The 24,481-nt window shown below is 42.7% G+C and carries 23 protein-coding genes; 5 read left to right on the top strand and 18 right to left on the bottom strand.

All coding sequences use genetic code 11. The annotated features are described in order from the left end of the window. Nucleotides 1-528: 528 nt before the first annotated feature. Both ODU37_RS07225 and rnjA read left to right on the top strand, forming a co-directional pair. Entirely contained in the window at nt 529-759 is a 231-nt protein-coding gene (locus ODU37_RS07225) for a DNA-dependent RNA polymerase subunit epsilon (protein WP_002938523.1), read from the top strand. A gap of 3 nt (nt 760-762) precedes the next feature. Further along, nucleotides 763-2,442 carry a ribonuclease J1 gene (gene rnjA / locus ODU37_RS07220; RefSeq protein ID WP_249562441.1) on the top strand — a complete coding sequence of 560 codons (1,680 nt, stop codon included), beginning with the start codon at nt 763-765 and terminating at the stop codon, nt 2,440-2,442. A 377-nt stretch (nt 2,443-2,819) separates the two neighbouring features. On the opposite strand, the gene glnA is transcribed toward rnjA, so the two are convergent. The 11 genes from glnA to groES all read right to left on the bottom strand — a co-directional run bounded on the left by glnA (nt 2,820) and on the right by groES (nt 17,221). Continuing rightward, nucleotides 2,820-4,166 carry a type I glutamate--ammonia ligase gene (glnA, locus tag ODU37_RS07215; protein ID WP_011921751.1) on the bottom strand — a complete coding sequence of 449 codons (1,347 nt, stop codon included), beginning with the start codon at nt 4,164-4,166 and terminating at the stop codon, nt 2,820-2,822. A gap of 28 nt (nt 4,167-4,194) precedes the next feature. Further along, nucleotides 4,195-4,566, bottom strand: a complete 372-nt coding sequence (locus tag ODU37_RS07210; protein WP_002940041.1) for a MerR family transcriptional regulator — start codon at nt 4,564-4,566, stop codon at nt 4,195-4,197. A 75-nt stretch (nt 4,567-4,641) separates the two neighbouring features. After that, the gene (locus tag ODU37_RS07205; protein WP_002940039.1) at nt 4,642-5,157 is read right to left on the bottom strand and encodes an aromatic acid exporter family protein; all 516 of its coding nucleotides are present in this window, start codon (nt 5,155-5,157) and stop codon (nt 4,642-4,644) included. An 824-nt stretch (nt 5,158-5,981) separates the two neighbouring features. Further along, nucleotides 5,982-7,181 (bottom strand): phosphoglycerate kinase, encoded by a 1,200-nt coding sequence (locus ODU37_RS07200; protein ID WP_398580445.1) that lies wholly within the window; start codon nt 7,179-7,181, stop codon nt 5,982-5,984. A gap of 250 nt (nt 7,182-7,431) precedes the next feature. Beyond that, on the bottom strand, nt 7,432-8,442 hold the full coding sequence (gene gap, locus ODU37_RS07195; protein ID WP_012775479.1) for a type I glyceraldehyde-3-phosphate dehydrogenase: 1,011 nt from the start codon (nt 8,440-8,442) through the stop codon (nt 7,432-7,434). 366 nt (nt 8,443-8,808) lie between these two features. Next, nucleotides 8,809-10,800, bottom strand: a complete 1,992-nt coding sequence (locus ODU37_RS07190) for a M13 family metallopeptidase (protein ID WP_024417078.1) — start codon at nt 10,798-10,800, stop codon at nt 8,809-8,811. A 981-nt stretch (nt 10,801-11,781) separates the two neighbouring features. Beyond that, entirely contained in the window at nt 11,782-13,863 is a 2,082-nt protein-coding gene (gene fusA, locus ODU37_RS07185) for an elongation factor G (RefSeq protein ID WP_002938501.1), read from the bottom strand. 312 nt (nt 13,864-14,175) lie between these two features. Then, on the bottom strand, nt 14,176-14,646 hold the full coding sequence (gene rpsG / locus ODU37_RS07180; protein WP_002940031.1) for a 30S ribosomal protein S7: 471 nt from the start codon (nt 14,644-14,646) through the stop codon (nt 14,176-14,178). 16 nt (nt 14,647-14,662) lie between these two features. Further along, the gene (gene rpsL, locus ODU37_RS07175; RefSeq protein WP_002940030.1) at nt 14,663-15,076 is read right to left on the bottom strand and encodes a 30S ribosomal protein S12; all 414 of its coding nucleotides are present in this window, start codon (nt 15,074-15,076) and stop codon (nt 14,663-14,665) included. A 229-nt stretch (nt 15,077-15,305) separates the two neighbouring features. Continuing rightward, complete coding sequence (groL, locus tag ODU37_RS07170; protein WP_024415490.1) at nt 15,306-16,928, bottom strand: chaperonin GroEL; 1,623 nt, start codon at nt 16,926-16,928, stop codon at nt 15,306-15,308. A gap of 11 nt (nt 16,929-16,939) precedes the next feature. Further along, entirely contained in the window at nt 16,940-17,221 is a 282-nt protein-coding gene (groES, locus tag ODU37_RS07165; RefSeq protein ID WP_249562439.1) for a co-chaperone GroES, read from the bottom strand. 197 nt (nt 17,222-17,418) lie between these two features. Between groES and ODU37_RS07160 the strand changes: the two genes are divergently transcribed. After that, on the top strand, nt 17,419-17,664 hold the full coding sequence (locus ODU37_RS07160) for a hypothetical protein (RefSeq protein ID WP_024384198.1): 246 nt from the start codon (nt 17,419-17,421) through the stop codon (nt 17,662-17,664). Between the two features lie 113 nt (nt 17,665-17,777). On the opposite strand, the gene ODU37_RS07155 is transcribed toward ODU37_RS07160, so the two are convergent. After that, entirely contained in the window at nt 17,778-18,173 is a 396-nt protein-coding gene (locus ODU37_RS07155) for a single-stranded DNA-binding protein (RefSeq protein ID WP_044758990.1), read from the bottom strand. Nucleotides 18,174-18,227: 54 nt separating this feature from the next. Between ODU37_RS07155 and ODU37_RS07150 the strand changes: the two genes are divergently transcribed. After that, nucleotides 18,228-19,004: a DUF2785 domain-containing protein gene (locus tag ODU37_RS07150; RefSeq protein WP_105158626.1), complete on the top strand. Its 777-nt coding sequence runs from the start codon at nt 18,228-18,230 to the stop codon at nt 19,002-19,004. A gap of 30 nt (nt 19,005-19,034) precedes the next feature. Here the strand turns inward: ODU37_RS07150 and ytpR are convergent, their stop codons facing one another. Genes ytpR through ODU37_RS07130 form a run of 4 tightly spaced genes read right to left on the bottom strand, consistent with a single transcriptional unit; the run spans nt 19,035 to nt 21,279 of the window. Continuing rightward, nucleotides 19,035-19,658, bottom strand: coding sequence for a YtpR family tRNA-binding protein (ytpR, locus tag ODU37_RS07145; protein ID WP_105158627.1), 624 nt, complete (start codon nt 19,656-19,658; stop codon nt 19,035-19,037). An 18-nt stretch (nt 19,659-19,676) separates the two neighbouring features. Further along, nucleotides 19,677-20,633: a DUF1002 domain-containing protein gene (locus ODU37_RS07140; protein ID WP_249562438.1), complete on the bottom strand. Its 957-nt coding sequence runs from the start codon at nt 20,631-20,633 to the stop codon at nt 19,677-19,679. 44 nt (nt 20,634-20,677) lie between these two features. Beyond that, nucleotides 20,678-20,998 carry a thioredoxin family protein gene (locus ODU37_RS07135; RefSeq protein WP_024386832.1) on the bottom strand — a complete coding sequence of 107 codons (321 nt, stop codon included), beginning with the start codon at nt 20,996-20,998 and terminating at the stop codon, nt 20,678-20,680. Further along, nucleotides 20,995-21,279 carry a DUF4651 domain-containing protein gene (locus ODU37_RS07130; protein WP_015646299.1) on the bottom strand — a complete coding sequence of 95 codons (285 nt, stop codon included), beginning with the start codon at nt 21,277-21,279 and terminating at the stop codon, nt 20,995-20,997. The genes ODU37_RS07135 and ODU37_RS07130 overlap by 4 nt, the downstream gene beginning before the upstream one ends. A 212-nt stretch (nt 21,280-21,491) precedes the next feature. Here ODU37_RS07130 and pepA point away from each other — a divergent pair, with 212 nt between their 5' ends. Then, entirely contained in the window at nt 21,492-22,553 is a 1,062-nt protein-coding gene (gene pepA, locus ODU37_RS07125; protein WP_249562437.1) for a glutamyl aminopeptidase, read from the top strand. Between the two features lie 45 nt (nt 22,554-22,598). On the opposite strand, the gene ODU37_RS07120 is transcribed toward pepA, so the two are convergent. Together ODU37_RS07120 and ODU37_RS07115 are read right to left on the bottom strand one after the other, a co-directional pair. Beyond that, entirely contained in the window at nt 22,599-23,855 is a 1,257-nt protein-coding gene (locus tag ODU37_RS07120; RefSeq protein ID WP_249562436.1) for a folylpolyglutamate synthase/dihydrofolate synthase family protein, read from the bottom strand. A 55-nt stretch (nt 23,856-23,910) separates the two neighbouring features. Continuing rightward, nucleotides 23,911-24,462 (bottom strand): folate family ECF transporter S component, encoded by a 552-nt coding sequence (locus ODU37_RS07115; protein ID WP_249562435.1) that lies wholly within the window; start codon nt 24,460-24,462, stop codon nt 23,911-23,913. Nucleotides 24,463-24,481 lie beyond the last annotated feature (19 nt).

Below are 24,481 nucleotides of genomic sequence, written 5' to 3'. Positions count from 1 at the left end.
AGAACTCTGTCACTTTATTATTGTCAAGTGACAGGCTGGAAACCTCCACCGGAGCTTTCCACTCATCAAATCAAGTCAACAACGTCTGATTTTGATTTTCGAAGAGTATTTCAATGCTACTCTCTATTGTAAGCCATCTTGGCCTTTTTTTCAAATAATGAAAAGACTGGGTTGTGATTTCTAGTAGGTTAGTGGATCGAATCGATTTGTCATTCTAGTAAGTCACATCACTATCTGGCAGTTGACAGGCATTTCTCGGCACAATTGAACTTAGTCTTAGTAATGGAATCCTAACTCATTTCTTTGATTTATCCCCTTCTGAAATACCGAATTTCTGAAAATCATGACACTTTTCCATTTTCCTACCAAACCCTTTTACCATCAGCATATTTTATGGTATAATGAAGAGTACATTTAGACTGAATAAATTGACAACTCGAGAAAATTGAATAGGCATTACCAGACAGACCCAGCTGTTTGGGGCTTTTTTCATAGTTGCCAGTCAAAAAGAAAGGAACTATACTACACATGATTTATAAAGTATTCTATCAAGAATCAAAAATTAGCCCACGTCGCGAGCAAACACGTGCTCTTTATCTAGACATCGATGCTGCATCAGAATTGGAAGGTCGTATTATCGCGCGTGAATTGGTGGAAACCAACCGCCCTGAATACAACATCGAATTTATCGACCTCTTATCAGACAATCATCTTGAATACGAGAAAGAGCACGCAGATTTCAAAATTACGGAGTTTTAATCCATGTCATCAGTCAATCTAAAACCTCATGAAGTTGGCGTTTTCGCCATCGGTGGTTTGGGAGAAATCGGGAAAAATACCTACGGTATCGAGTACAAGGATGAAATTCTCATCGTCGATGCCGGTATCAAGTTCCCAGAAGATGACCTATTGGGTATCGACTACGTTATCCCAGACTACTCCTACATCGTTGAAAACCTAGACCGCGTGAAAGGTCTGGTTATTACCCACGGGCACGAAGACCACATCGGAGGCATTCCCTTCTTACTCAAGCAAGCTAATGTCCCAATCTATGCTGGACCTTTAGCCCTCGCCCTCATTCGAGGCAAATTGGAAGAACACGGACTGCTCCGTGATGCGACTTTGCATGAAATCAATCATAATACAGAGTTGACCTTCAAACACCTCAAAGTCAGCTTCTTCCGTACCACCCACTCCATTCCAGAGCCACTTGGTATTGTCGTTGACACCCCGCAAGGAAAAATCGTCTGTACCGGTGACTTCAAGTTCGATTTCACTCCAGTTGGCGAGCCAGCAGACCTTCACCGCATGGCTGCCCTCGGTGAAGAAGGCGTTCTCTGCCTCCTCTCCGACTCGACAAATGCTGAAGTCCCAACCTTTACCAACTCGGAAAAAGTGGTCGGTCAGTCCATTATGAAATTGATTGAAGGCATCCACGGACGCATTATCTTTGCTTCCTTTGCCTCCAACATCTTCCGTCTCCAACAGGCGGCTGATGCAGCGGTTAAGACCGGACGCAAGATTGCTGTCTTTGGACGTTCCATGGAAAAGGCTATTGTTAACGGTATCGAGCTCGGCTACATCAAGGTGCCTAAGGATACCTTCATCGAGCCAAACGAGATCAAAGAATACCCTGCCAGCGAGATCATGATTCTCTGTACAGGGAGCCAAGGGGAGCCTATGGCAGCACTCTCTCGCATCGCCCACGGTACCCACCGTCAAGTGCAACTCCAGCCAGGCGACACGGTTATCTTCTCGTCCAGTCCTATTCCGGGAAATACCACAGGTGTCAACAAGCTCATCAATATCCTGATTGAAGCCGGTGTCGATGTGATTCACGGCAAGATCAACAACATCCATACCTCTGGGCACGGTGGTCAACAAGAGCAAAAACTCATGCTCCGCCTGATCAAGCCAAAATACTTCATGCCTGTCCATGGTGAATACCGCATGCAAAAAATCCATGCCAGCCTAGCTGTTGATACAGGCGTTCCAAAAGATAATATCTTCATCATGGAAAACGGAGATGTCCTTGCTCTGACAAAAGATTCTGCACATCTCGCAGGTCAATTCAACGCCCAAGACATCTATGTCGATGGAAACCGCATCGGTGAAATCGGCGCAGCAGTCCTCAAAGACCGCCGCGATCTTTCAGAAGATGGTGTTGTCCTTGCAGTAGCCACTGTCGATTTTAATTCTAAGATGATATTAGCAGGACCAGACATCCTCAGTCGCGGTTTTATCTATATGAGAGAATCTGGCGAGCTCATTCGCGAAAGCCAACGCGTCCTTTTCAACGCTATCCGCATCGCCATGCGCAATAAAGATGCCAATATCCAAACAGTCAACGGCGCCATTGTTAACGCCCTACGACCATTCCTATACGAAAAAACAGAGCGTGAACCAATCATTATCCCAATGATTCTGACGCCTGACCGATAACACACTAAAATCCCATAGGTGAAACCTCTGGGATTTATTTTATATTAATACTCTTCGAAAATCAAAATTATCCGTTGTCAACTTGCCTTGATGAACTCCAGTTCTATCTTCGGCTTCGTTTCCTAGGCTACTTTTGATTTTCATTGAGTATAACAAGATAACCCAGCTTGAAAAAGACCGTCTTCAAGCTCATGTCCATCCCCTCGCCCTGCTATTTCTTAGCTCAGGCTGAAACAGTCTCTTCCCAGACTACTTCACTCCACTGGACCATTACACAGTTTCCAATTTCTCGGCTCGTGAGCAAAGGACCCGTCGGGGTCCCAATTCGCTATCTGGTTTTCAAGCTCATGAAAAAATGGTCCACCGGACCATTTTTTTTAATACATATCCAAATAGTTGTCGATTTCCCATTGAGAAACGTAGGTTGCGTAGCTTGCCCATTCGATTTTCTTAGCTTCCAAGAAATTCGTATAGATATGATCACCTAGAGCTGCACGAACTACCTCGTCTTCACGAAGTGCTTTCAATGCATTGTGAAGAGTTGAAGGAAGATCAGTGATTCCTGCTTCACGACGCTCCTCATCAGACATTGCATAGATATTAGATTCTACTGGTGCTGGTGCTTCAATTTTATTTTGAATACCTTCCAAGCCAACTTCCAACAGAACGGCCATAGCTAAGTATGGGTTGGCAGTTGGATCAACCGAGCGCAATTCCAAACGAGTTCCCATTCCACGTGATGCAGGTACGCGAACCAATGGTGAGCGGTTTTTACCAGCCCAAGCAATATACACAGGAGCTTCAAAGCCTGGAACCAAACGCTTGTAAGAGTTCACTGTCGGGTTTGTAATAGCAGTATAGTTATAAGCATGCTTAATCAAACCACCAAGGAAATGGTAAGCAGTTTGAGACAGCTGCATACCGCGAGGATCTTCTGGATCAAAGAAGGCATTATTCCCATCCTTATCAAAGAGTGACATGTTACAGTGCATACCTGAACCAGCAATACCAAACTTAGGCTTGGCCATAAATGTCGCATACATACCATGCTTACGAGCAATTGTTTTAACAACTAACTTGAAGATTTGAATATTGTCACAAGCTTTTAAGACATCCGCATATTTGAAGTCAATTTCATGCTGACCTACTGCCACTTCGTGATGGCTCGCTTCAACTTCAAAGCCCATCTCTGTCAAGACATTGACGATTTCGCGACGTGTATTATCAGCCAAGTCCGTTGGTGCGAGGTCAAAGTAACCACCTTTATCATTTACTTCAAGCGTTGGATTTCCTTGTTCGTCCATCTTAAAGAGGAAGAATTCTGGTTCTGGACCAAGGTTGAATGAAGAGAAACCTGCCTCTTCCATGTGACGAAGCGATTTCTTCAAATTTCCACGTGGGTCACCAGCAAAAGGCTTAGCATCTGTTGTATAAATATCACAAATCAAGCCAGCTACACGGCCATTTTCATCACCCCAAGGGAAGATAGTCCATGTATCCAAGTCTGGGTAAAGATACATATCTGATTCATTGATACGAACAAATCCTTCAATAGATGAACCATCAAACATGACCTTATTTGACAAAACCTTTTCGACCTGCTCATCAGTTGCTGGAATTTCTACGTTTTTCATCACTCCCATGATGTCCGTAAACATAAGACGTAGGAAGGTAACGTTTTTCTCTTTGATATCGCGCTTGATATCTGCCACTGTGAATGTCATTATTTTTCTCCTCTATTTTAAAAGCTAATTACGACGAACGGAAAATGGAACTAGGACTTGAAAATCGTCCCTGACGACTGAATTCATCATGTAAGATTCGACGGACATCTTCATCAGTCAAGGTTTTCTGCTGTTTTTGGACCTTAGCTTTCGCTTCCCGATTTGCATATTCCTTCTTAATCGCAGCAATATTCAAACCTTCATCCAAAAAATCCTTGATTTCTAAAAGTAAGTCCATATCGTTTAGAGAATACAAGCGACGATTCCCTTCGTTGCGATCGGGCTTAATCAAGCCTTGATCTTCATAGTAACGAATTTGACGAGCAGTTAAATCTGTCAACTTCATCACACTACCGATCGGAAAGATGGCTAAGGAACGACGAAACTCTTTTTCTCTCATAACGAACTCCTTTCTGCCTACCATTATAGGAGAATTTTTTTTTGAGGTCAATAGGCGATGTTACATTTTATAACATTATTTATCCTGAAAACGTTTTTTTATAACATTCACATCATAATTAACTAGAATCGCAATGAAAACTCCGATAAAGGTTTCAAACACACGAATAAACACATATTGAATCGTATCACCAGCAGGAATAGACAATGTAATAATTAATAAAGCTGATACACCACCAATAATTCCCGCTTTATTATTCATCGCCACATTTGTCATAATCGTTAACATGACAAATATCGGAACAAAAACCGCAGTTACCCAAAAATGATCTAAGAATAACCTATCCAAAATAAAGAAAAGTAGCGCATAAAAACCGCCAATAGAATTACCCAGAATACGAGAAGCTCCAAAATGGACACTCTGATCGAAGTCTTCTCGTAAACTAAACACAGCCGTCAAAGCCGCAATCTGAATCCCTTCCCAGCCCATATAGCCAAAGAGTAGAATAACTAGAAAGACTGCCAAACCCGATTTGAACGTCCGCATCCCCAACCGAAATTTCTTTGGATCAAATGTATATTTTTTAAACATACCTCTATTCTAACATGATTTCGGAAAATAGAATAGCAAATACCTGCCCAGCTTTTCTTTTCTCCTAAGCTCGACTGGAAAATGTTCACGCCAGCTTTTCGAAAAACCAATAATCTGCCACTTTAAATCAGCTGCAAGAAGGAACCCAGAAGTAAGCCAAACAAATAGACGCTGCAAAAAAACAACGTCTTTTTTTACATTTATATTTTTTGCGCAGTAGCTGAATGGGAGTTGTGACCAAGATTCAGCCTTGCGGGGTTCAAATAGCCCAGTAGACTATTTGAAGTTGTCACCAAGAAAAATCAAAGTAACAATCTACGGAATCATTTTTGACAGAAGCTTCGCTTCTTCTATTTCTAACCTCAACATATCCGGGAGATATGTTGAACTGACTCACCGCCTATTTTTCAGTAAACACCGCAAATCCTGGAAGTACATCTTGTTAGACTTTCTAACTCGCTTAGCTTCGTAGAAACTCTACGCGATGCACAAAATGCAACGGAAATCCGTTGCATTTTAGCCTTTACCTAGGCTGATTTTCTAAACTCACTACGTTCACAGAAAGTCTAGCCTTTGTACTAGAAAAGAGTTGGTCTCCCAACTCTTTTCATCGTTCATACGCAGTAGCTGAATGGCAGTTCACTTTGCTACGCTTGTGACCAACCTATTCAGCCTTGCGGGGTTCAAATAGTCCAGTGGACTATTTGAAGTTGTCACCCAATAAAAACAAAGTGACAAGCTACGGAATCATTTTTGACAGAAGCTTCGCTTCTTCTATTTCCAACCTCAAAATATCCCCCAGATATTTTGAGCTGACTTACCGCCTATTTTTCAGTAAGTGCTGCAAGTCCTGGAAGCACTTTACCTTCTAACAACTCCATAGATGCACCACCACCAGTTGAGATCCATGAGAACTTGTCTGCACGGCCAAGGTTGATTGCAGCTGCCGCTGAGTCACCACCACCGATGATTGATTTCACGCCTGGTTGTTTCACGATAGCGTCCATTACACCGATTGTACCAGCTTGGAAGTCTGGGTTTTCAAATACACCCATAGGTCCGTTCCAAACAACTGTTTTCGCACCAGTCAAAGCTTCGTCAAACTTAGCGATTGACTTAGGACCGATGTCAAGACCAAGGAAGCCTTCTGAAACTGCTTCGCCGTCTGTATCGCGAACTTCAGTGTATCCAGCAAATGCGTTAGCTTCTTTTGAGTCAACTGGCAAGATCAATTTACCGTTAGCTTTTTCAAGAAGTGCTTTTGCCACATCAAGCTTGTCTTCTTCTACAAGTGAGTTACCGATTTCGATACCTTGAGCTTTGTAGAATGTGTAAGTCATACCACCACCGATAAGAACTTTGTCAGCTTTTTCAAGAAGATTCTCGATAACACCGATCTTATCAGATACTTTTGAACCACCAAGGATTGCCACGAATGGGCGCTCTGGAGTTTCAACAGCTTCTTGGATGTAAGCAATTTCGTTTTCCAAAAGGAAACCAGCTACTGCTTTTTCTACGTTTGCTGAGATACCAACGTTTGATGCGTGTGCACGGTGTGCAGTACCAAATGCATCGTTAACGAAGATACCGTCACCAAGTGAAGCCCAGTATTTACCAAGTTCTTCGTTGTTTTTAGATTCTTTCTTACCATCAACATCTTCGAAACGAGTATTTTCAACAAGGAGAACTTGTCCATCTTCCAAAGCATTGATAGCTGCTTCCAATTCAGCACCACGAGTAGCACCTGCGATGAAAGCAACGTCTTGACCCAATTTAGCTGCCAAGTCAGCTGCTACAGGAGCCAATGATTTACCTTCTTTGTCAGCTTCTTCTTTCACACGACCAAGGTGAGAGAAAAGAATTGCACGTCCACCTTGCTCAAGAATATACTTGATAGTTGGAAGAGCTGCTGTAATACGGTTATCGTTAGTGATAACGCCATCTTTCAAAGGCACGTTGAAGTCCACACGAACAAGAACTTTTTTGCCTTTCAATTCTACATCTTTAACAGTCAATTTTGCCATTAGATAAGAACTCCTTAAATTATATTTACTTTACCATTGTATCATATTTTCTGTATTTTTTCTTGCATAAAGATATTTTTTTCACAAATGTTATGAAATCTAAAACTATCGCCTCGTAATCAGATTTTTCAAATTCTAAAGTTGCCAAATCAGAAACAACTTATGCCATCCTTGCTTCTTAGCATAAGGAAACAGCTATATTTCAGCAATCAAAAAAAGAGGCCGAAGCCTCTTCGATTTTCACTAAGGATTATTTAGCGATTTTTGCGAAGTACTCAAGAGTACGAACAAGTTGTGCAGTGTAAGACATTTCGTTGTCGTACCATGAAACAACTTTAACCAATTGCTCGCCATCAACTTCGATAACTTTAGTTTGAGTTGCATCAAACAATGAACCGAATGAGATACCTACGATATCTGAAGATACGAGTTGGTCTTCAGTGTAACCAAATGATTCAGTAGCAGCAGCTTTCATAGCAGCGTTTACTTCTTCAGCAGTTACTTTCTTGTCAAGAGTTGCAACCAATTCAGTTACAGAACCTGTTGGAACTGGAACACGTTGTGCAGCACCGTCAAGTTTACCGTTCAATTCTGGGATTACCAAGCCGATAGCTTTAGCAGCACCAGTTGAGTTAGGAACGATATTTGCAGCAGCAGCACGTGCACGACGAAGGTCACCACCACGGTGTGGTCCGTCAAGAACCATTTGGTCACCAGTGTAACCGTGGATTGTAGTCATCAAACCTTTTTGAACGCCAAATGCATCGTGAAGAGCTTTAGCCATTGGTGCCAAACAGTTTGTAGTACATGAAGCACCTGAGATAACTGTTTCAGTACCATCAAGGATGTCGTGGTTAGTGTTGAAAACAACAGTCTTAACATCGTTACCACCAGGAGCAGTGATAACAACTTTTTTAGCACCGTTAGCGTGGATGTGTTGCTCAGCTTTTTCTTTAGAAGCAAAGAAACCTGTAGCTTCCAAAACGATATCTACGCCATCAGTAGCCCAGTCGATGTTTCCTGGCTCACGCTCAGCAGAAACTTTAACGAATTTACCGTTAACTTCGAAACCACCGTCTTTAACTTCAACAGTACCGTCGAAACGACCTTGAGTTGTGTCATATTTCAACAAGTGTGCAAGCATTACTGGATCTGTAAGGTCGTTGATACGAGTAACTTCAACACCTTCTACGTTTTGGATACGACGGAAAGCAAGACGACCGATACGTCCGAAACCGTTAATACCAACTTTAACTACCATGAATGATTTCCTCCTTATGAAAATCGAGTTCTTTATTTTAAAAGGCAAGCCTTTTAATCCTTTTGTGAAAATATTAACTTGTAAGCCTACAAGCATCTTTTCAACGTTTTTATTATATAACTATTTACCGAAAATTGCAACTGCTTACCGGTTCATCTTATGTAAAAAATAGAAGGCCAAAAAATAAAAGCTAAAAATCATAGCCATGCGTTCTCTCGGGTGGTTATGACTGGTTAAATACTTAACTTAATAGCATTGCCATACCTCGACACATTTTTTAACGATTCTTGGTTTACTACTACTTCTATTTTTTACCTAAAAAAGTGTCTACCGCCCATTTCGGACCGCAGACACCTCTATAATCTTTTACCACACTCGTAGGCGGTCTTCTGGTTTCACATACATTGGATCCCCTTCTTTGACATTGAAGTCTGTATAGAATTGATCAATTTGGTTGACAATGTTGTTAACCCGATATTTAGCTGGTGGATGTTCGTCGCTGATGCTGGCAATAGCAAATTCTTTGGTGGTGACTTCACGCCATGCTTTACCATAAGACTCGAAGACTTTCTTCGTATTGTAGCCTTTTTTCTGAGCAATATCAATGGCAACCGTTAAACCACCGAGATCCGCCATGATTTCACCGGTTGAAATTTCGCCATTGACATAGTAGCCCGGAGCCACTTCCAATTTAGAGTAGATATCTGCTGCCTGTTGAACCTTTTTATTAAATTTTTCAAGGTCTTCTGGTTTCCACCAGTTGACAAGGTTCCCCTTTTCATCAAATTGAGAACCAGCCTTATCAAAGGCATGGGAAATTTCATGACCGATAACAGCCCCGATTCCACCCAGATTTTCTTCGGGACTAGCTTTTGGATCGTAGAGAGGAGCCTGTAAAATCCCCGCTGGAAAGACAATTTCGTTGTTAGTTGGGCTGTAATAGGCATTCACCGTGTGAGAAGGCATGCCGAACTGCGACTTATCAAAAGGCTTGCCAAATTGCCCCATCTCTTCACGCAATTCAAGTGTTTTTACCATATCGAAGTTAGAAAGAAGACTTCCCCCTTCTTCCTTGGATTGGATAGCAAGTTGTGAGTAATCCTTCCACTGGTCTGGATAGCCGATTTTAACAACTAATGTATCTAGTTTTTTCAAGGCCCGCATCTTGGTTTCTTCAGACATCCACTGCACTGCTTTGATTCGCTCTGCATAAGTCGCTTTAATCTCTTGAACCATAGATAGGATATTAGCCTTGGATTCTTCTGAAAAATGGTGTTTAACGTAAACTTTGCCAATCATATCTGAGAAATTTGCATCAATGGCCGCTTGAGCAACTTCTTCTTGACTCGGAGTATCTACCGCACCAGTTGCTACGCCGTCGTATTTCGCTTTTGCCTCAATTAAATTGCTTGACAGATAATCATTGTAATGGGCAATCACACGATATTGGAGCAGAGCCTTAAGAGCATCTAAATTCTTCTCTTGATAGAGTTCATTTAATTTTTTTAGAGCATCTGGTTCTGATACGACTGTCGTTGGAGCATTCTGAAGTCCTAACTCAGAAACCAACTCAGCAATCGGTAGGTTGGGAACCAGTGCTTTGACCTCATCCCAAGTCTTCTCGTTATACATGGCTTCAAAGTTATTGGCTTCTTCTTTTGGCCGTTGCACTGCAGCCATCTCTTTTTCCAAATTAAAGAGGAGGTCTGCCTTAGAAGAGGCTTCTTTTGAGGATTCTCCTGCCAAGCTAAACACTTCCTGCAGATAGGCTTTAAAGGCTTTTTGGTTTTTCAGTGAAAATTCATCTGTGCCATCATAATTTTCTTTTGGAAAACTTAACTTGTGAGGGTCAACGTAGATGGTGTTTTTGTTACTGTCTTTTATATCTTGAGTAACGTTTATATGAAGCAAATTGCGGATGTTTTTGCCGTATAGGGCTACCAGAATCTTGTTGAGTTCTTCCATGGTAGAGGCTTTTTTAATCTCCTCTAAATAAGGCTTGATAGGCTCTAACCCCAATTTGTTGCGAGTATCAAAATCGGCTGCCAATCGGTAAAAATCAATAAGTTTTTTCTCATCACTACCAGCTTGCAGCTTGGAATAGTCCATATCCAGCTGGTCAATCATCTCCTGGATTGCTTCTTGCGTTTTCTCAGAGAGTTGACTCAGATTATCTATTTGCGATTCACCGGCACCTAATTTTGTATCTTTCAACCATTGCGCATTGATATAAGAATGAAAATCCGTCTGTGGTGTTGCTTCACCTGCTTTGGGAGCCGAGGAATTACTTGTGCCACAGGCTGTCAAAAATGTCGCACAGGCGACTGCTACTAATGAAAATTTTAGTTTTTTTCTCATGGTTTCTGTCCTTTCTTTTTATTGTTAATGTGCTTAGTACCACTATTTCATCACCATACAAGCATCCTCCTTTAGTAATTAGCGGTCCTAAACTACTCTTTCATCGATCTACCTTATAAGGATTCTAACATTTATATCTGCTTTTCTTCTGTAGCCTATCTATTAATTCTCTTATTTTTTATAACCATTCCCAAACAAAGTAATTCTAAATAATTTAAAACATTTATTTTAGCTGATTAAGTGTGAGTAGGCGAGAACTCGAACGATCAAAAGAGTTCGGCAACAATTCCTAATTTCTAGTTGTTGAGCTGAAATAGTCTAACCCCAGACTGTTTTAATCCGTTTATTTCACAGTAGTCGGACCTGGGAGTCACTGTTGAGTTCATCGGCAACAGGAATCTTATACCCAATAAAATCCCCAAATAGCAAACCTCAATCTTTTGTTAGCCATCCACACCTAAATTAGGGTAATTTTTTATAAATTGTAGCTTTCTCATTGTATATTTCCAAAAAGGATCTGACGGATACCTATTTTTTAGTCGTTTAGTTTATTTTTAGTACTCGCTTCAAAGGTTCGGGGAACCTTTGAAGGCTGGAGATAGGGCGAAGCAAGTTCGCCTCAATAGCTGCAGGTTGCTAGAACAGCCTTTAGGCTGTTCTAGGTTAGAAATAAGACTTGCCTCGCAAATCACCTCTGTAAAGTACAGCAAAGCGAGTTCAAATACTCCAGTGAAGTGTTTGAAGTTGGAAATAAGGAAACGAAGTTTCCTCGCTCGTCGAAGCAATCAAAGATAAACTACTGATACTCAATGAAAATCAAAAGTAGCCTAGGAAACGAAGCCGAAGATAGAACTGGAGTTCATCAAGGCAAGTTGACAACGGATAATTTTGATTTTCGAAGAGTATGAGTATCACGCTCAGATGTGTGACATATCCATCGTACCAAAAAACACCTACCCGAAGGTAGGTGTAGATAAGCAATTATGCATTGCCACCGTTTTTCTTAATGATTTCATCTTGTACAGATTTTGGTACATCTTCGTAGTGGTCAAATACCATCATGAAAGTACCGCGACCTTGTGTTGCTGAACGAAGAACAGTTGCGTAACCGAACATTTCAGCAAGTGGCACATAAGCACGAACGATTTGTGTGTTACCACGAGCTTCCATACCATCAACGCGACCACGACGTGCAGTAACGTGACCCATAACGTCACCAAGGTTATCTTCTGGTGCAGTGATTGTTACAAGCATCATTGGCTCAAGGATAGTTGGTTGAGCTGATTTAGCTGCTTCTTTAAGGGCAAGAGATGCTGCCACTTTGAAGGCTGTTTCAGATGAGTCGACATCGTGGTATGAACCATCGTAAAGCTTAGCTTTAACGTCAACGATTGGGTAACCAGCAAGAACACCGTTAGCCATAGATTCTACGAGACCTTTTTCAACCGCTGGGATGAATTCACGTGGAACCACACCACCGACGATAGCATTCTCGAACTCGAAACCTTTACCTTCTTCGTTTGGTGTGAATTCGATCCAAACGTCACCGAATTGACCTTTACCACCAGACTGGCGTTTGAAGAAACCACGAGCTTGTGTAGAAGCGCGGAATGTTTCACGGTATGATACTTGAGGAGCACCTACGTTTGCTTCAACCTTGAATTCACGACGCATACGGTCAACAAGGACATCCAAGTGCAACTCACCCATACCAGAGATAACTGTTTCACCAGTTTCAACGTTTGTTTCAACGCGGAATGTTGGGTCTTCTTCAGCCAATTTAGAAAGTGCGATACCCATCTTATCTTGGTCAGCTTTAGACTTAGGCTCAACCATCAATTGGATAACTGGTTCTGGAACGTGGATTGACTCAAGGATGATTTTTGCTTTTTCATCTGTCAATGAGTCACCAGTTGTAGTATCTTTCAAACCAACCGCAGCGGCGATGTCACCTGCATAAACAGTTTCAATTTCTTGACGGCTGTTTGCGTGCATTTGAAGTATACGTCCGATACGCTCACGTTTACCTTTAGAAGTGTTCAATACGTATGAACCGCTGTTAAGGACACCTGAATATACACGGAAGAATGTCAAACGACCTACGAATGGGTCAGTCATGATCTTGAAGGCAAGAGCTGCAAATGGCTCTTCATCTGATGCATGACGCTCTTCTTCAGCATCTGTATCTGGGTTAACACCTTTAATAGCAGGGATGTCAAGTGGGCTTGGAAGGTAGTCAATAACCGCATCAAGCATCAATTGAACACCTTTGTTTTTGAAGGCTGAACCACACAATACTGGGAAGAATTCAACGTTGATAGTTGCTTTACGGATAGCAGCTTTCAATTCTTCGTTTGTGATTTCTTCACCTTCAAGGTATTTCATCATCAATTCTTCATCAGTTTCAGCAACTGCTTCAACCAATTTTTCACGGTATTCTTCAGCTTGCTCAAGGTATTCAGCTGGAATATCTTCTTCAAGAATATCTGTACCAAGGTCGTTAGTATAGATTTCAGCTTTCATCTTGATCAAGTCGATGATACCACGGAACTCATCTTCAGAACCGATTGGCAATTGGATTGGGTGAGCATTTGCTTGAAGACGCTCATGAAGTGTGCTTACTGAGTAAAGGAAGTCAGCACCGATTTTATCCATTTTGTTAGCGAATACGATACGTGGAACACCGTATTCAGTTGCTTGACGCCATACTGTTTCAGTTTGTGGCTCAACACCTGATTGTGAGTCAAGAACGGTTACCGCACCATCAAGAACGCGAAGTGAACGTTGTACTTCGATTGTAAAGTCCACGTGTCCTGGTGTGTCGATGATGTTTACACGGTGGTTGTTCCATTGAGCTGTTGTCGCAGCAGATGTGATAGTGATACCACGCTCTTGCTCTTGCTCCATCCAGTCCATTTGCGATGCACCTTCGTGAGTTTCACCGATTTTGTGGATTTTACCAGTGTAGTAAAGAATACGCTCAGTTGTCGTTGTTTTACCCGCGTCAACGTGCGCCATGATACCGATATTACGAGTTTTTTCTAATGAAAATTCGCGTGCCATGAGGTTTGTTCTCCTATATTTTTAGATTTCTATTCTGATTATACCATATTTTAAGAAAAGCGAGTGGGCAAATCCCACCCGCTTAAGTTCTTACTAATGGTGTGAAGTGGACGAGGCAAGCCTCAATCCGATTTGTGATGGTTGAACGAAGTTCCTTCATCTAATTGAGTTCAACTGACAGTTTTTGTTAAATGCAGAACTGAACTCGAACGGCCTGCTGGCAACGAAAAAAGATAAATCTCATTGAATGCAAAAGCATTCTGCTTCGATTTCCTATTTTTCGTCGACAGGCACGTTCTCTGTATCTTAATCTTACCAGCGGAAGTGTGCGAATGCGCGGTTTGCTTCTGCCATTTTGTGAGTATCTTCACGTTTCTTAACAGCTGCACCTGTGTTGTTTGCTGCATCCATGATTTCTTTCGCAAGGCGATCGATCATAGTGTGCTCACCACGGTTACGAGCGATTGTTACCAACCAACGAAGACCAAGTGTTGTACGACGCTCTGGACGAACTTCAACTGGGACTTGGTAGTTAGAACCACCGACACGACGTGCACGTACTTCAAGTACAGGCATGATGTTTTCCATTGCTGTTTCAAATACTTCAAGTGCATCATTACCAGTTGCTTCTTTGATTTGATCAAAAGCACCGTAAACGATTGATGCAGCAGTACCACGTTTACCGTCCAACATAACACGGTTGATCAAACGAGTTACCAATTTTGAGTTATACAATGGATCTGGCAATACTTCGCGCTTAGGCGCTTGATTTTTACGACTCATTTATATTTCCCCTTTCTTAGCCTTTTGGACGTTTAGTACCGTATTTAGAACGGCCTTGCTTACGATCGTTAACACCTGCAGTATCAAGTGCACCACGAACGATATGGTAACGTACCCCTGGAAGGTCTTTTACACGTCCACCACGAAGAAGAACAACGCTGTGCTCTTGCAAGTTGTGGCCGATACCTGGGATGTAAGCAGTAACTTCGATAAGGTTGCTCAAACGTACACGAGCGAATTTACGAAGGGCTGAGTTAGGTTTTTTAGGTGTCATTGTTCCGACACGAGTTGCAACACCGCGTTTTTGTGGTGATGAAACATTTGTTTGAACTTTTTTACGGCTGTTGTAACCAACGTTCAAAGCTGGTGATTTAGATTTTTCTACTTTAGACTTACGTGGTTTACGTACCAACTGGTTAATTGTAGGCATCTACATTCTCCTGTATATATTTTTTATTTTTGGTGATAAGGCATTGGTGACAACCCCTATCTGTGTGTACTTTTGCAACATTTGTCAGCACGTCCCTGTACACTCTTGAGAGACCAAAAGTAAAAAGTACCGTCTAATATAGTACCACATCCCAAACCCATTGTCAAATAGATATGTTTGAAATTTTCAAGAAAAACACAGCCAATCAGCTGTGTCATTTTACTATTTCTTAGTAGCCCATACCCATTCCGTCCATACCTTGTGGCATAGCTGGAGCAGCTGGTTCTGGCTTGTTGGCAACAACTGCTTCCGTTGTCAAAATCAAGCTGGCTACGGAAGCCGCATTTTGAAGAGCAGAACGAGTAACTTTAACAGGGTCAATAATTCCTGCCTCAATCATATTCACCCATTCACCTGTCGCAGCATTAAAGCCTGTTCCAAGCTCAGAATTTTTCAATTTATCAATGATAACTGAACCTTCATAGCCTGCGTTATAGGCAATCTGGCGCACTGGTTCTTCCAAGGCGCGCAGGACAATATTGCGTCCTGTTTCATCATCACCGGTCAATTCAAGCTTGGCTACGCTATCAATAACATTGACAAGAGCTGTACCACCACCAGCAACGATTCCTTCTTCAACTGCGGCACGTGTTGCGTTGAGGGCATCTTCGATACGGAGCTTCATTTCTTTCAACTCAGTTTCCGTTGCGGCACCTACTTTAATCACTGCGACACCGCCAGACAATTTTGCCAAACGCTCTTGTAATTTTTCACGGTCAAATTCTGAAGTTGTTCCCTCAATTTGTGACTTGATAACGGCGACACGGTTGGCAATGGCTTCTGGATTGCCAGCACCTTCAACAATAGTTGTACCATCCTTGTCAACCACAACCTTGGCAGCTTGACCAAGTGCTTCAATAGTCGCATCTTTCAAGTCCAAACCAAGATCTTCTGTAATCACTGTCCCACCTGTCAAGATCGCGATGTCTTCCAACATAGCTTTACGACGGTCGCCAAAGCCTGGCGCCTTAACAGCAACAACGTTGAACGTACCACGAATCTTATTGAGAACAAGGGTAGGAAGTGCTTCACCATCCACATCGTCAGCAATAATCAAAAGCGGACGACTAGTCTGAAGAATGCTTTCCAAAAGTGGCAAAATATCTTGGATGTGAGAAATTTTCTTATCAGTAATCAAGATAAATGGATTTTCAAGCTCCGCAACCATCTTCTCATTATCTGTTACCATGTATTGTGACAGATAACCACGGTCGAATTGCATGCCTTCTACCACATCCAACTCAGTTTCCATACCGCGAGATTCTTCGATAGTGATTACGCCGTCTGTTCCCACGCGCTCCATAGCTTCTGAAATGTACTCACCAACTTTTTCAGAACGTGAAGATACCGCTGCAACTTGAGCAATTTCAGCTTTATTGGATACAGGACTTGCTTGTGCTTTCAAGGATTCAACCGCAGTCGCAACTGCTGCTTCAATCCCGCGACGGATACCAATTGGGTTGGCACCTGCAGTTACGTTTTTCAATCCTTCACGAACAATAGCCTGAGTCAACACAGTGGCCGTTGTTGTACCGTCACCAGCGATGTCATTGGTTTTTGATGCCACTTCAGATACCAACTTGGCACCCATATTTTCAAAATGGTCTTCCAACTCAATTTCTTTAGCAATGGTTACACCATCATTTGTAATGAGTGGTGAGCCATAAGCTTTTTCCAAGACAACATTGCGACCTTTTGGACCCAAGGTTACTTTGACTGTATCAGCCAAAATATCAACACCACGGACCATGCTTTCACGTGCATCTGCTGCAAATTTGATTTCTTTTGCCATTTTCCTACCTCTTATTCTACAATTGCCAAAATGTCTGCTTCACGGATGATGTGAACGGTCTGTTCTCCGTCTTTGACTTCCAATCCTGCGTGAGCATCAATCAAAACAGTATCTCCAACTGCTACCGCTGGGGCAATCAAGTCACCATTCAAGGTACGAATCCCTTGTCCAATCGCTAGGACACTTGCTTCTTTTGTCTTTTCTTGGCTTGCACCTGCAAGGACAAAGCCACCAACTGTTTGTTCTTTTTCTTCAATTTTTACGACGATACGATCGCCCAATGGTTTTAACATTCTACTACCTCCTGGTATTTTTAGCACTCTACACTCATGAGTGCTAACTCTCATTTCCTATTGTATCACTTGGTCAAAAATAGTCAAGAAAATTCTATTCCTTTTTCGTGAAAATCCTTCTTAAGTATGAGACAGATTTCACCTATTCATTATTAGTAAACTATGCTATACTATTTTTAACAAGTTAGGGGGTATTCATGAAATTTTTTAGAGATTTAAAAACTGATTACCTTGAAAGCCGATTTTCAGCCTACGAAAGTTTTGCAGAATGGTTTTTAAAACGTAAATTAGGATTTTGGGGGAAAATGATATTCGCCTATCTACTCTGGCTAGTCTGGATATTTTTCTTTAGCCACCCTCACTACATCATCTTTTTCTTCTACGGAGTTATCCTACTTTCTCTAATTATCATGCTGATAGAATGGTGGAAATATAGAAAATGAACAGCAAAAAACGCCAACTTTCGTCAGCGTTTTTAAGGAGATATGAAAAATATTTAGGATTGACTATAGTATAACCTACTTTTCAACATTCTCCATCGGTCTTGGGACGGATATTAAAACGGCAATTCTTCCTCTTCCAAGACCAAATCAGCTAGGTCATCGCCAGTATTGTTTTCACGTATGGCACGTTGGGCGCGGCTTTCTAGTAATTGGAAAGATTGGCCTAGAATCTCTGTCACATAGTGATTGCTGCCGTCTTTTTCGTATTTACGGGTCCGCAATTCACCGTCAATAGAAATCAGACTGCCCTTGCTACCATAGGAAACAAGTGTTTCCGCCAGTTTTCCCCAGAAAATAACATTGAGAAAATCTGCCTCACGTTCACCATTTTCTGTCTTAAATCGTCTATTAACTGCAATGGTTACACGAGTCAAATTTTTGCCGTTAGGGGTTTGAGTGAGTTCAGGTTGGGCCGTCAAGCGACCGATTAAAATTGTTTTATTATACATATTACATCCTCCTACTTATCTATTCGTAGAAAGTTCATAAAAAGAAAGAAAATCATGAAAGAATTAATAGAAAAATTGCAAACCTCTAAACCATATACCGATGATGAACTGGCTTGGTTGCTGGAAAACATCGGCCACCCAGACCCTACTATACGCGATGAATTAGTTTATGCTAGTTTTTGCCACATCTTTCTAAATAGTTTGATTACAAGAGAACAAGCACAGTCGCTACTGCAATTCTCTCAAGAAACCAGTCCCCTTTCCCTAGAAAGCTCCACACTAAAACGAAGTTTTACTTGCTTGCTTTACTGTCTTCTGCTGTCTGTTGACAATGACCAAGATTCTGAGTACTCTGCATTTTTAAGCACTGACGACCGCGAACTGCTTTTCCAACAGGCCTTGGATTATTTGACGATTGAAGATGACTGGTCTGGCTACGATGAAAAACTCGGCTGGATCCATACCGCTGCCCACGGAGCAGATTTTCTTCTGGCTGCAAGCTGTCATGAGCAATTTCCCAATGATAAAACCGCAGAAGTCTGGCAGGCTATTGTCACTTGTCTAAAGAAACAAAAGCAAGTTTTCTCCGCTGGTGAAGAAATCCGTCTGGCACAAATCCCTGTCTACCTCCTGCTGAATGAAAAAGTGTCAAGCCAGGAGCTGGCAGAATGGATTAACAAGCTAGACTTTCCCAACCAAGAACCTCTGGACTACTTCCGGTGGCTCAATCTCCAACATTTCCTGTCTAGTCTCTACTTCCAACTCAATTCACATCAGGTTTTGACAGAGGAACTCCGACAGACTATTGAAGGAAAAATTGAAACAGCATAAAAGAATTGGCCATCTGACCAATTCTTTTTTCTATCCCTTCCAGTGTTTTACTGGATCAAAGGCTTCTCCGACCACTGCGGAGTCGTCCAATTCGATAATACCACGGACTTGTGGTGCGTTTGGCAGAGCCAATTCACGCGGACTGCACATCATACCAAAGCTATCTTCACCACGCAACTTCCCTGGGAAAATCAGGCTACCGCTCGGCATCATTGCCCCCGGAAGAGCTACAATGGTTTTCAAACCTTGGGCAGCATTTGGGGCACCAGCTACGATTTGCACTGTTTTGTCACCAACATTGACCTGACAGATATTGAGGTGGTCGCTGTCTGGATGAGGAACCAATTCCGCAATCTGACCGACTACGAATTTCGGACTATTGTCGTTAACCAAGCTTTCAGCAAAGCCTTCTTCTGCTAAAACCGCATTCAAGACCGCAACTTGTTCGTCTGTCATGAAAACCTGACCATTTCCAGTAAGCTCAACCAAACTTGATGCTTCAAAGATGTTCCAGGCCACTGTTTTTCCTGTGTCCTCTAGGAAAACACGCGCCACTTGACCCTTACGTTCAAACTGGACAGCCTGCCCCTTGTCCTCAGCAACAATCACCATAAGAACATCGCCGATGTGTTCCTTATTATATGTAAAAATCATTTCTTTTTCATTTCTCCTTTATGCAAATAGACCGGTCAAGCCTTTCCAAAGATTTTCAAAGAAGGCACCGATTTTTTCTAAAATCCCTGAATCTTGTAGATTCTTATAGGCTTCTGAAATTTGTTGCTCCGCCTGTTGCTTGAACTGGTTGAGCTGGGCAGCAACCTCAGCCGAATCAATAGCAGAGGTTTCCTGATAAGCTTTGGCAAATGTGACTAGCTTAGAAATTTCATCTGCTGTGATGACATTTTCTAAACCGTTTTGGGTCAAAACATCATTGATGATGGTGTTGATGTCAGCCTCAGAAGCCACCTGACCATTGGACTTTTTGTAGTCGGCAAGAGCAGTCTTGATTTCCGCCACTGCCTTATCCAAAGCAGAGCTGTCAAATTGTTCATCACCAGCATGGGCTGTCGCTACTTCATTAACAGTTGTTAATTCTTGTTGAGCTACTTCAGTTCGAGCGGTATCAACTGTGTCACCATTGGCTGCAAGAGCCTTGTAAACACCTGTCAGAGCGGACTCTCCCGTCACCTGAATCGGTGCCGCAACGTCAATCAAGACGTCTGTCGCACCGGCAGTAATGGCCGCATTGGCATACTGCGTTTCAGTAATCAAGGTGATGTTCTGCGGTGTCTTAATGTCCACCACAACCCCTTTGCCAGCGTCCTGCTTTTGCACCAAGACAGATGAATAGAGGGAGGCTGTGTCCGCTCCAGATGTACCTAAATATTGGTCCATATCCGTGCCAACAACCACCTGACGGCTAACATTATTGATATCAGAGACACCAAAAAGTTGATTGACTTCCGTTGCCTGCGCATCTGACAAACCTCCACCGTAGACTAGTGTTGGCTTGCCCCATTTTTCATTGATAACATCTGTTTGAATCTCAGCCTGTACCAAGGTAGCAAGACTCAAACTCAACCCCAGCACCACAGGTGCTAGAAGGATTTTTCCAAGTGATTTCTTCATGTTCTTTCCTTTCTTTTGGGAAATGGCAGAGCTTCTCTGCTAATTTATCTACCCAGTCCAGATAAGAAGTTCATGATTTCTTCCTTGGTCTTGCGATTCTTATCGACAAAACGACCGATTTCCTGACCATTTTCCAAAACAACCAGACTTGGAATGCCTAAAATAGCCCATTCCTGTGCCAAAGGCATAAAGTCATCTCGATCCAGTTGCACAAAACGGAGATCTGGAAAAGCTTCTTCGATAGCTGGCAAATGCGGTTTGATATAGTGGCAATCTCCACACCAAGTCGTCACAAATAGAAAAACAGTTGGCTTGCCATCTTCAATCAAGGCTGCTACTTCTTCAAGATTTGTTGGAAAAATCATTTTTCTTCCTCCCTGTATTGAATAGAACCTTGGGTATTTTCAAATAGAAATACCTGTCCTGCCTCCATCACAACCCCTCCGATAAGAGTTGTCTGCGTAGAAGCTGTTTCATCCACATAGACCGTGGCAATCTCTCCTAAATCAGCGAAAAAGTCACGCACCTCCTGCAAGGCCTGTGCTTTTTTACGGTCTTCTTGGATTTTACGGTAAAATTGAGCACTAGCGGTGAGCACACCTGCACCCAATAAGCCTGCTAGTAAGGCTGTCTTTTTCTTTTTCATGTTGACTATTTTATCATAATTCCTCGGAATTTTCCCAAAAATGCCATTGGACTTGTGACAGCTGAGACAAACACTCCACAAACATATGAAAACGATTCAGTTTTCAGAAAGTATGATTTCATCATGTGTTTATTGTTTATTTTTCCATATTTTTAAGACAAGTCTAGCTCTTCGTGATAAAATAGTAGTAATCATGTCATGGAGGAAGAAGAATGACTCTTTTTGAAAAAATTAAAGAAGTTACAGAATTGCAAAGCTTACCGGGATTTGAAGGACAGGTTCGCAACCACATCCGCCAAAAAATCACGCCACATGTAGACCGCATCGAAACAGATGGACTAGGTGGAATTTTTGGCATCAAGGATACGGCTGTTGAAAATGCTCCTCGTATCCTAGTGGCCGCCCACATGGATGAAGTCGGCTTTATGATTAGCCAAATCAAGCCTGACGGTACTTTCCGTGTTGTTGAGTTAGGTGGCTGGAATCCTCTGGTTGTTTCTAGCCAAGCCTTCACTCTTCAGTTGCAGGACGGTCGTACCATTCCAGCCATCTCAGGCTCAGTACCACCTCACCTTTCACGGGGAGCTAACGCTCCTGGCATGCCTGCCATTGCTGATATTATTTTCGATGCTGGTTTTGCCAATTATGACGAAGCTTGGGCGTTCGGCGTTCGTCCGGGGGATGTCCTCATTCCCAAAAATGAAACAATTCTAACAGCCAACGGAAAAAATGTTATTTCTAAGGCTTGGGACAACCGCTTCGGTGTCCTTATGGTGACGGAATTGCTAGAAAGCCTATCCGGTCAAGCATTGCCAAATCAGTTGATTGCTGGGGCCAATGTGCAAGAAGAGGTTGGTCTTCGTGGTGCCCATGCCTCTACAACCAAGTTCAGTCCAGACATTTTCCTCGCTGTTGATTGCTCACCCGCAGGTGATATTTATGGCGACCAAGGAAAAATTGGTGACGGAACTCTGCTTCGTTTCTATGACCCAGGTCATATCATGTTAAAAAACATGAAAGACTTCCTCCTCACAACTGCCGAAGAAGCAGGTGTCAAATTCCAATACTACTGTGGTAAAGGTGGAACAGATGCTGGTGCAGCCCACTTGAAAAACCATGGTGTTCCATCAACAACTATCGGTGTCTGCGCTCGTTACATCCACTCCCATCAAACTCTCTACAGCATGGATGACTTCTTAGAAGCTCAAGCCTTCTTGCAGGCTATCGTTAAAAAACTAGACCGCTCAACGGTTGATTTGATTAAAAATTATTAAAACAAAAGACTTTGCTGGGTTGAATACCCGGCAAAGCCTTTTTTTCTATACAAGTTCTTCTAAAATGTACTTCCTCACATAGGTAATGAAATATAGCGAGCCTGTAATCAGGTAGAGTTTTTTGGGATTGTCCAAGTCCGCCTGCTCCAACCACTCCTGATAGGTCTGAACTCGTTCGTAGCCTGACGGATAATCTTCTAACTGTACCGCTCTGAAATCGTCAAAAGTCGTCACGCTAACAGGTCCAAATTGGCTAAGCTGGGACAACATCTGGTCCACTGGCTTAGTATTGATAGCTGCAAAGAGGATTTCAATATCTCTGTCCGCATATTTTTCCTCTAGGAGCTGGGTCAGAACGGCGATGCTTTCATTATTGTGGGCTCCGTCAATCATGAGCCTTGGTTGTATCAATTCTAAGCGGCCCGGCCAGATGGCTTGGGACAAGCCCTGGCTGATGGTTTCATTGCTAATCTTTGGAAAATGAGGGCTGAGAAGCTGAGCTGTGGTCACTGCCAAGGCTGCGTTGACCTCCTGGTGACGCCCCTGCATCTGTAGCCTCAAATCCTCAACACGGCCGAAGGGGCTTGAAACCACAAAACCTGCTCTGCTATTTTCCAAAAGAATCTCCCGCCCTACCGCATAGGTCGGACTCTGAAGCTGACGGGCCCGCTCCTCAAATACTGCCACCACCTCTGGCTGGTCGGTCGCATAGAGGAAGGGAACCCGCTCACGTAAGACAGCAACCTTGTGACGGGCTATGGCAGCGTGGGTCTCTCCCAAAAAAGCCTGATGATCCAAGCCGATGGACGGGCAAACTACCGCCAAGGGGGTAAGGACATTGGTCGCATCCTGCAAACCGCCCATGCCCGCCTCCACCAAGAGAATGTCGGGATACTGGTAGTGGGCAAAGTAGACAAACATAGCCACTACTACAATCTCAAACTCTGAGATGGCATCCAGTCCAGCTGTCTGGTCCAAGTCCTCAATCAAGGGCTGCAAGTCTGTCACAATCTTCGCAAAATCTTCCTCTGAAATCATCTCCTGCTCAAAGACAATCTGTTCTCGAAAATCAATGATAGACGGTGACGTAAAACGGCCGACGGTGTAATCTGAAGACCGTAAGATAGACTGTAAGGCATTCAAGGTCGAACCCTTGCCATTTGTACCAACAAAGTGAATAGTCGGCACTTGAAGCTGGGGATTGTCCAAGCGTTCCAAGAGCCAGCTGACACGTGCAACACCGTTTTCTAAATCTGATGCAGGGCGATTCGATAGCCACTGCCTAATTTCTTGATAATTCATATTTCCCTCTCTACAAAAGCAGCAACAGGGGGATGACCTGTTGCTAGATAATTTGTTATTTAAGGCCCATTAACTTAGCCAATTCAGGTATTTTTTGTAAACTTGGCAAGACAAGCATGGTCACGACAATGCGTAATGGAATTTCAAAAATAGCCTTAATCAAACGACTGCTATACAGGGCAATCCAAGGTGTTCCAAAATGGAAATGGAGGGCAATCGGTGTCATGATAAAGGAAATCACAACCTGAATCAAGACAACTACACCAGCCACATAGAGCCAATCAGCCTTGTTCTTGGTGTCTAGCGGTTTTCGATAGAAGAACCAGCCGTAGATAAATGCCGATACCGCCTCAATCAAAATCCAAGTGAAGAGGACCGTTTGCCCGCTAAACAAGACAAATATTGGGTCTGAAATAGCCGCAAAGACAGCTGACCAAACTGGACCCGCAATAGCTCCCAAAATAGTATTGGGAATGAAGGTAAACTGAACCTGTAAAGTATCAGAAATCCGAATGGAGAAATAGTTCTCCACAACCATAACCAAGGCCAAAGTCATAGCAATAGCAGCCAACAACTGCACCGTTAGTTTTGGAATTTTCTTTTCCATAAAAAATGCTCCTTTTTCA

Origin of the sequence: Streptococcus sp. 2021WUSS109, from assembly GCF_044427305.1 — a bacterium.
GTDB classification, from domain to species: domain Bacteria; phylum Bacillota; class Bacilli; order Lactobacillales; family Streptococcaceae; genus Streptococcus; species Streptococcus suis.
This window is presented reverse-complemented; position numbering and strand designations above follow the sequence as displayed.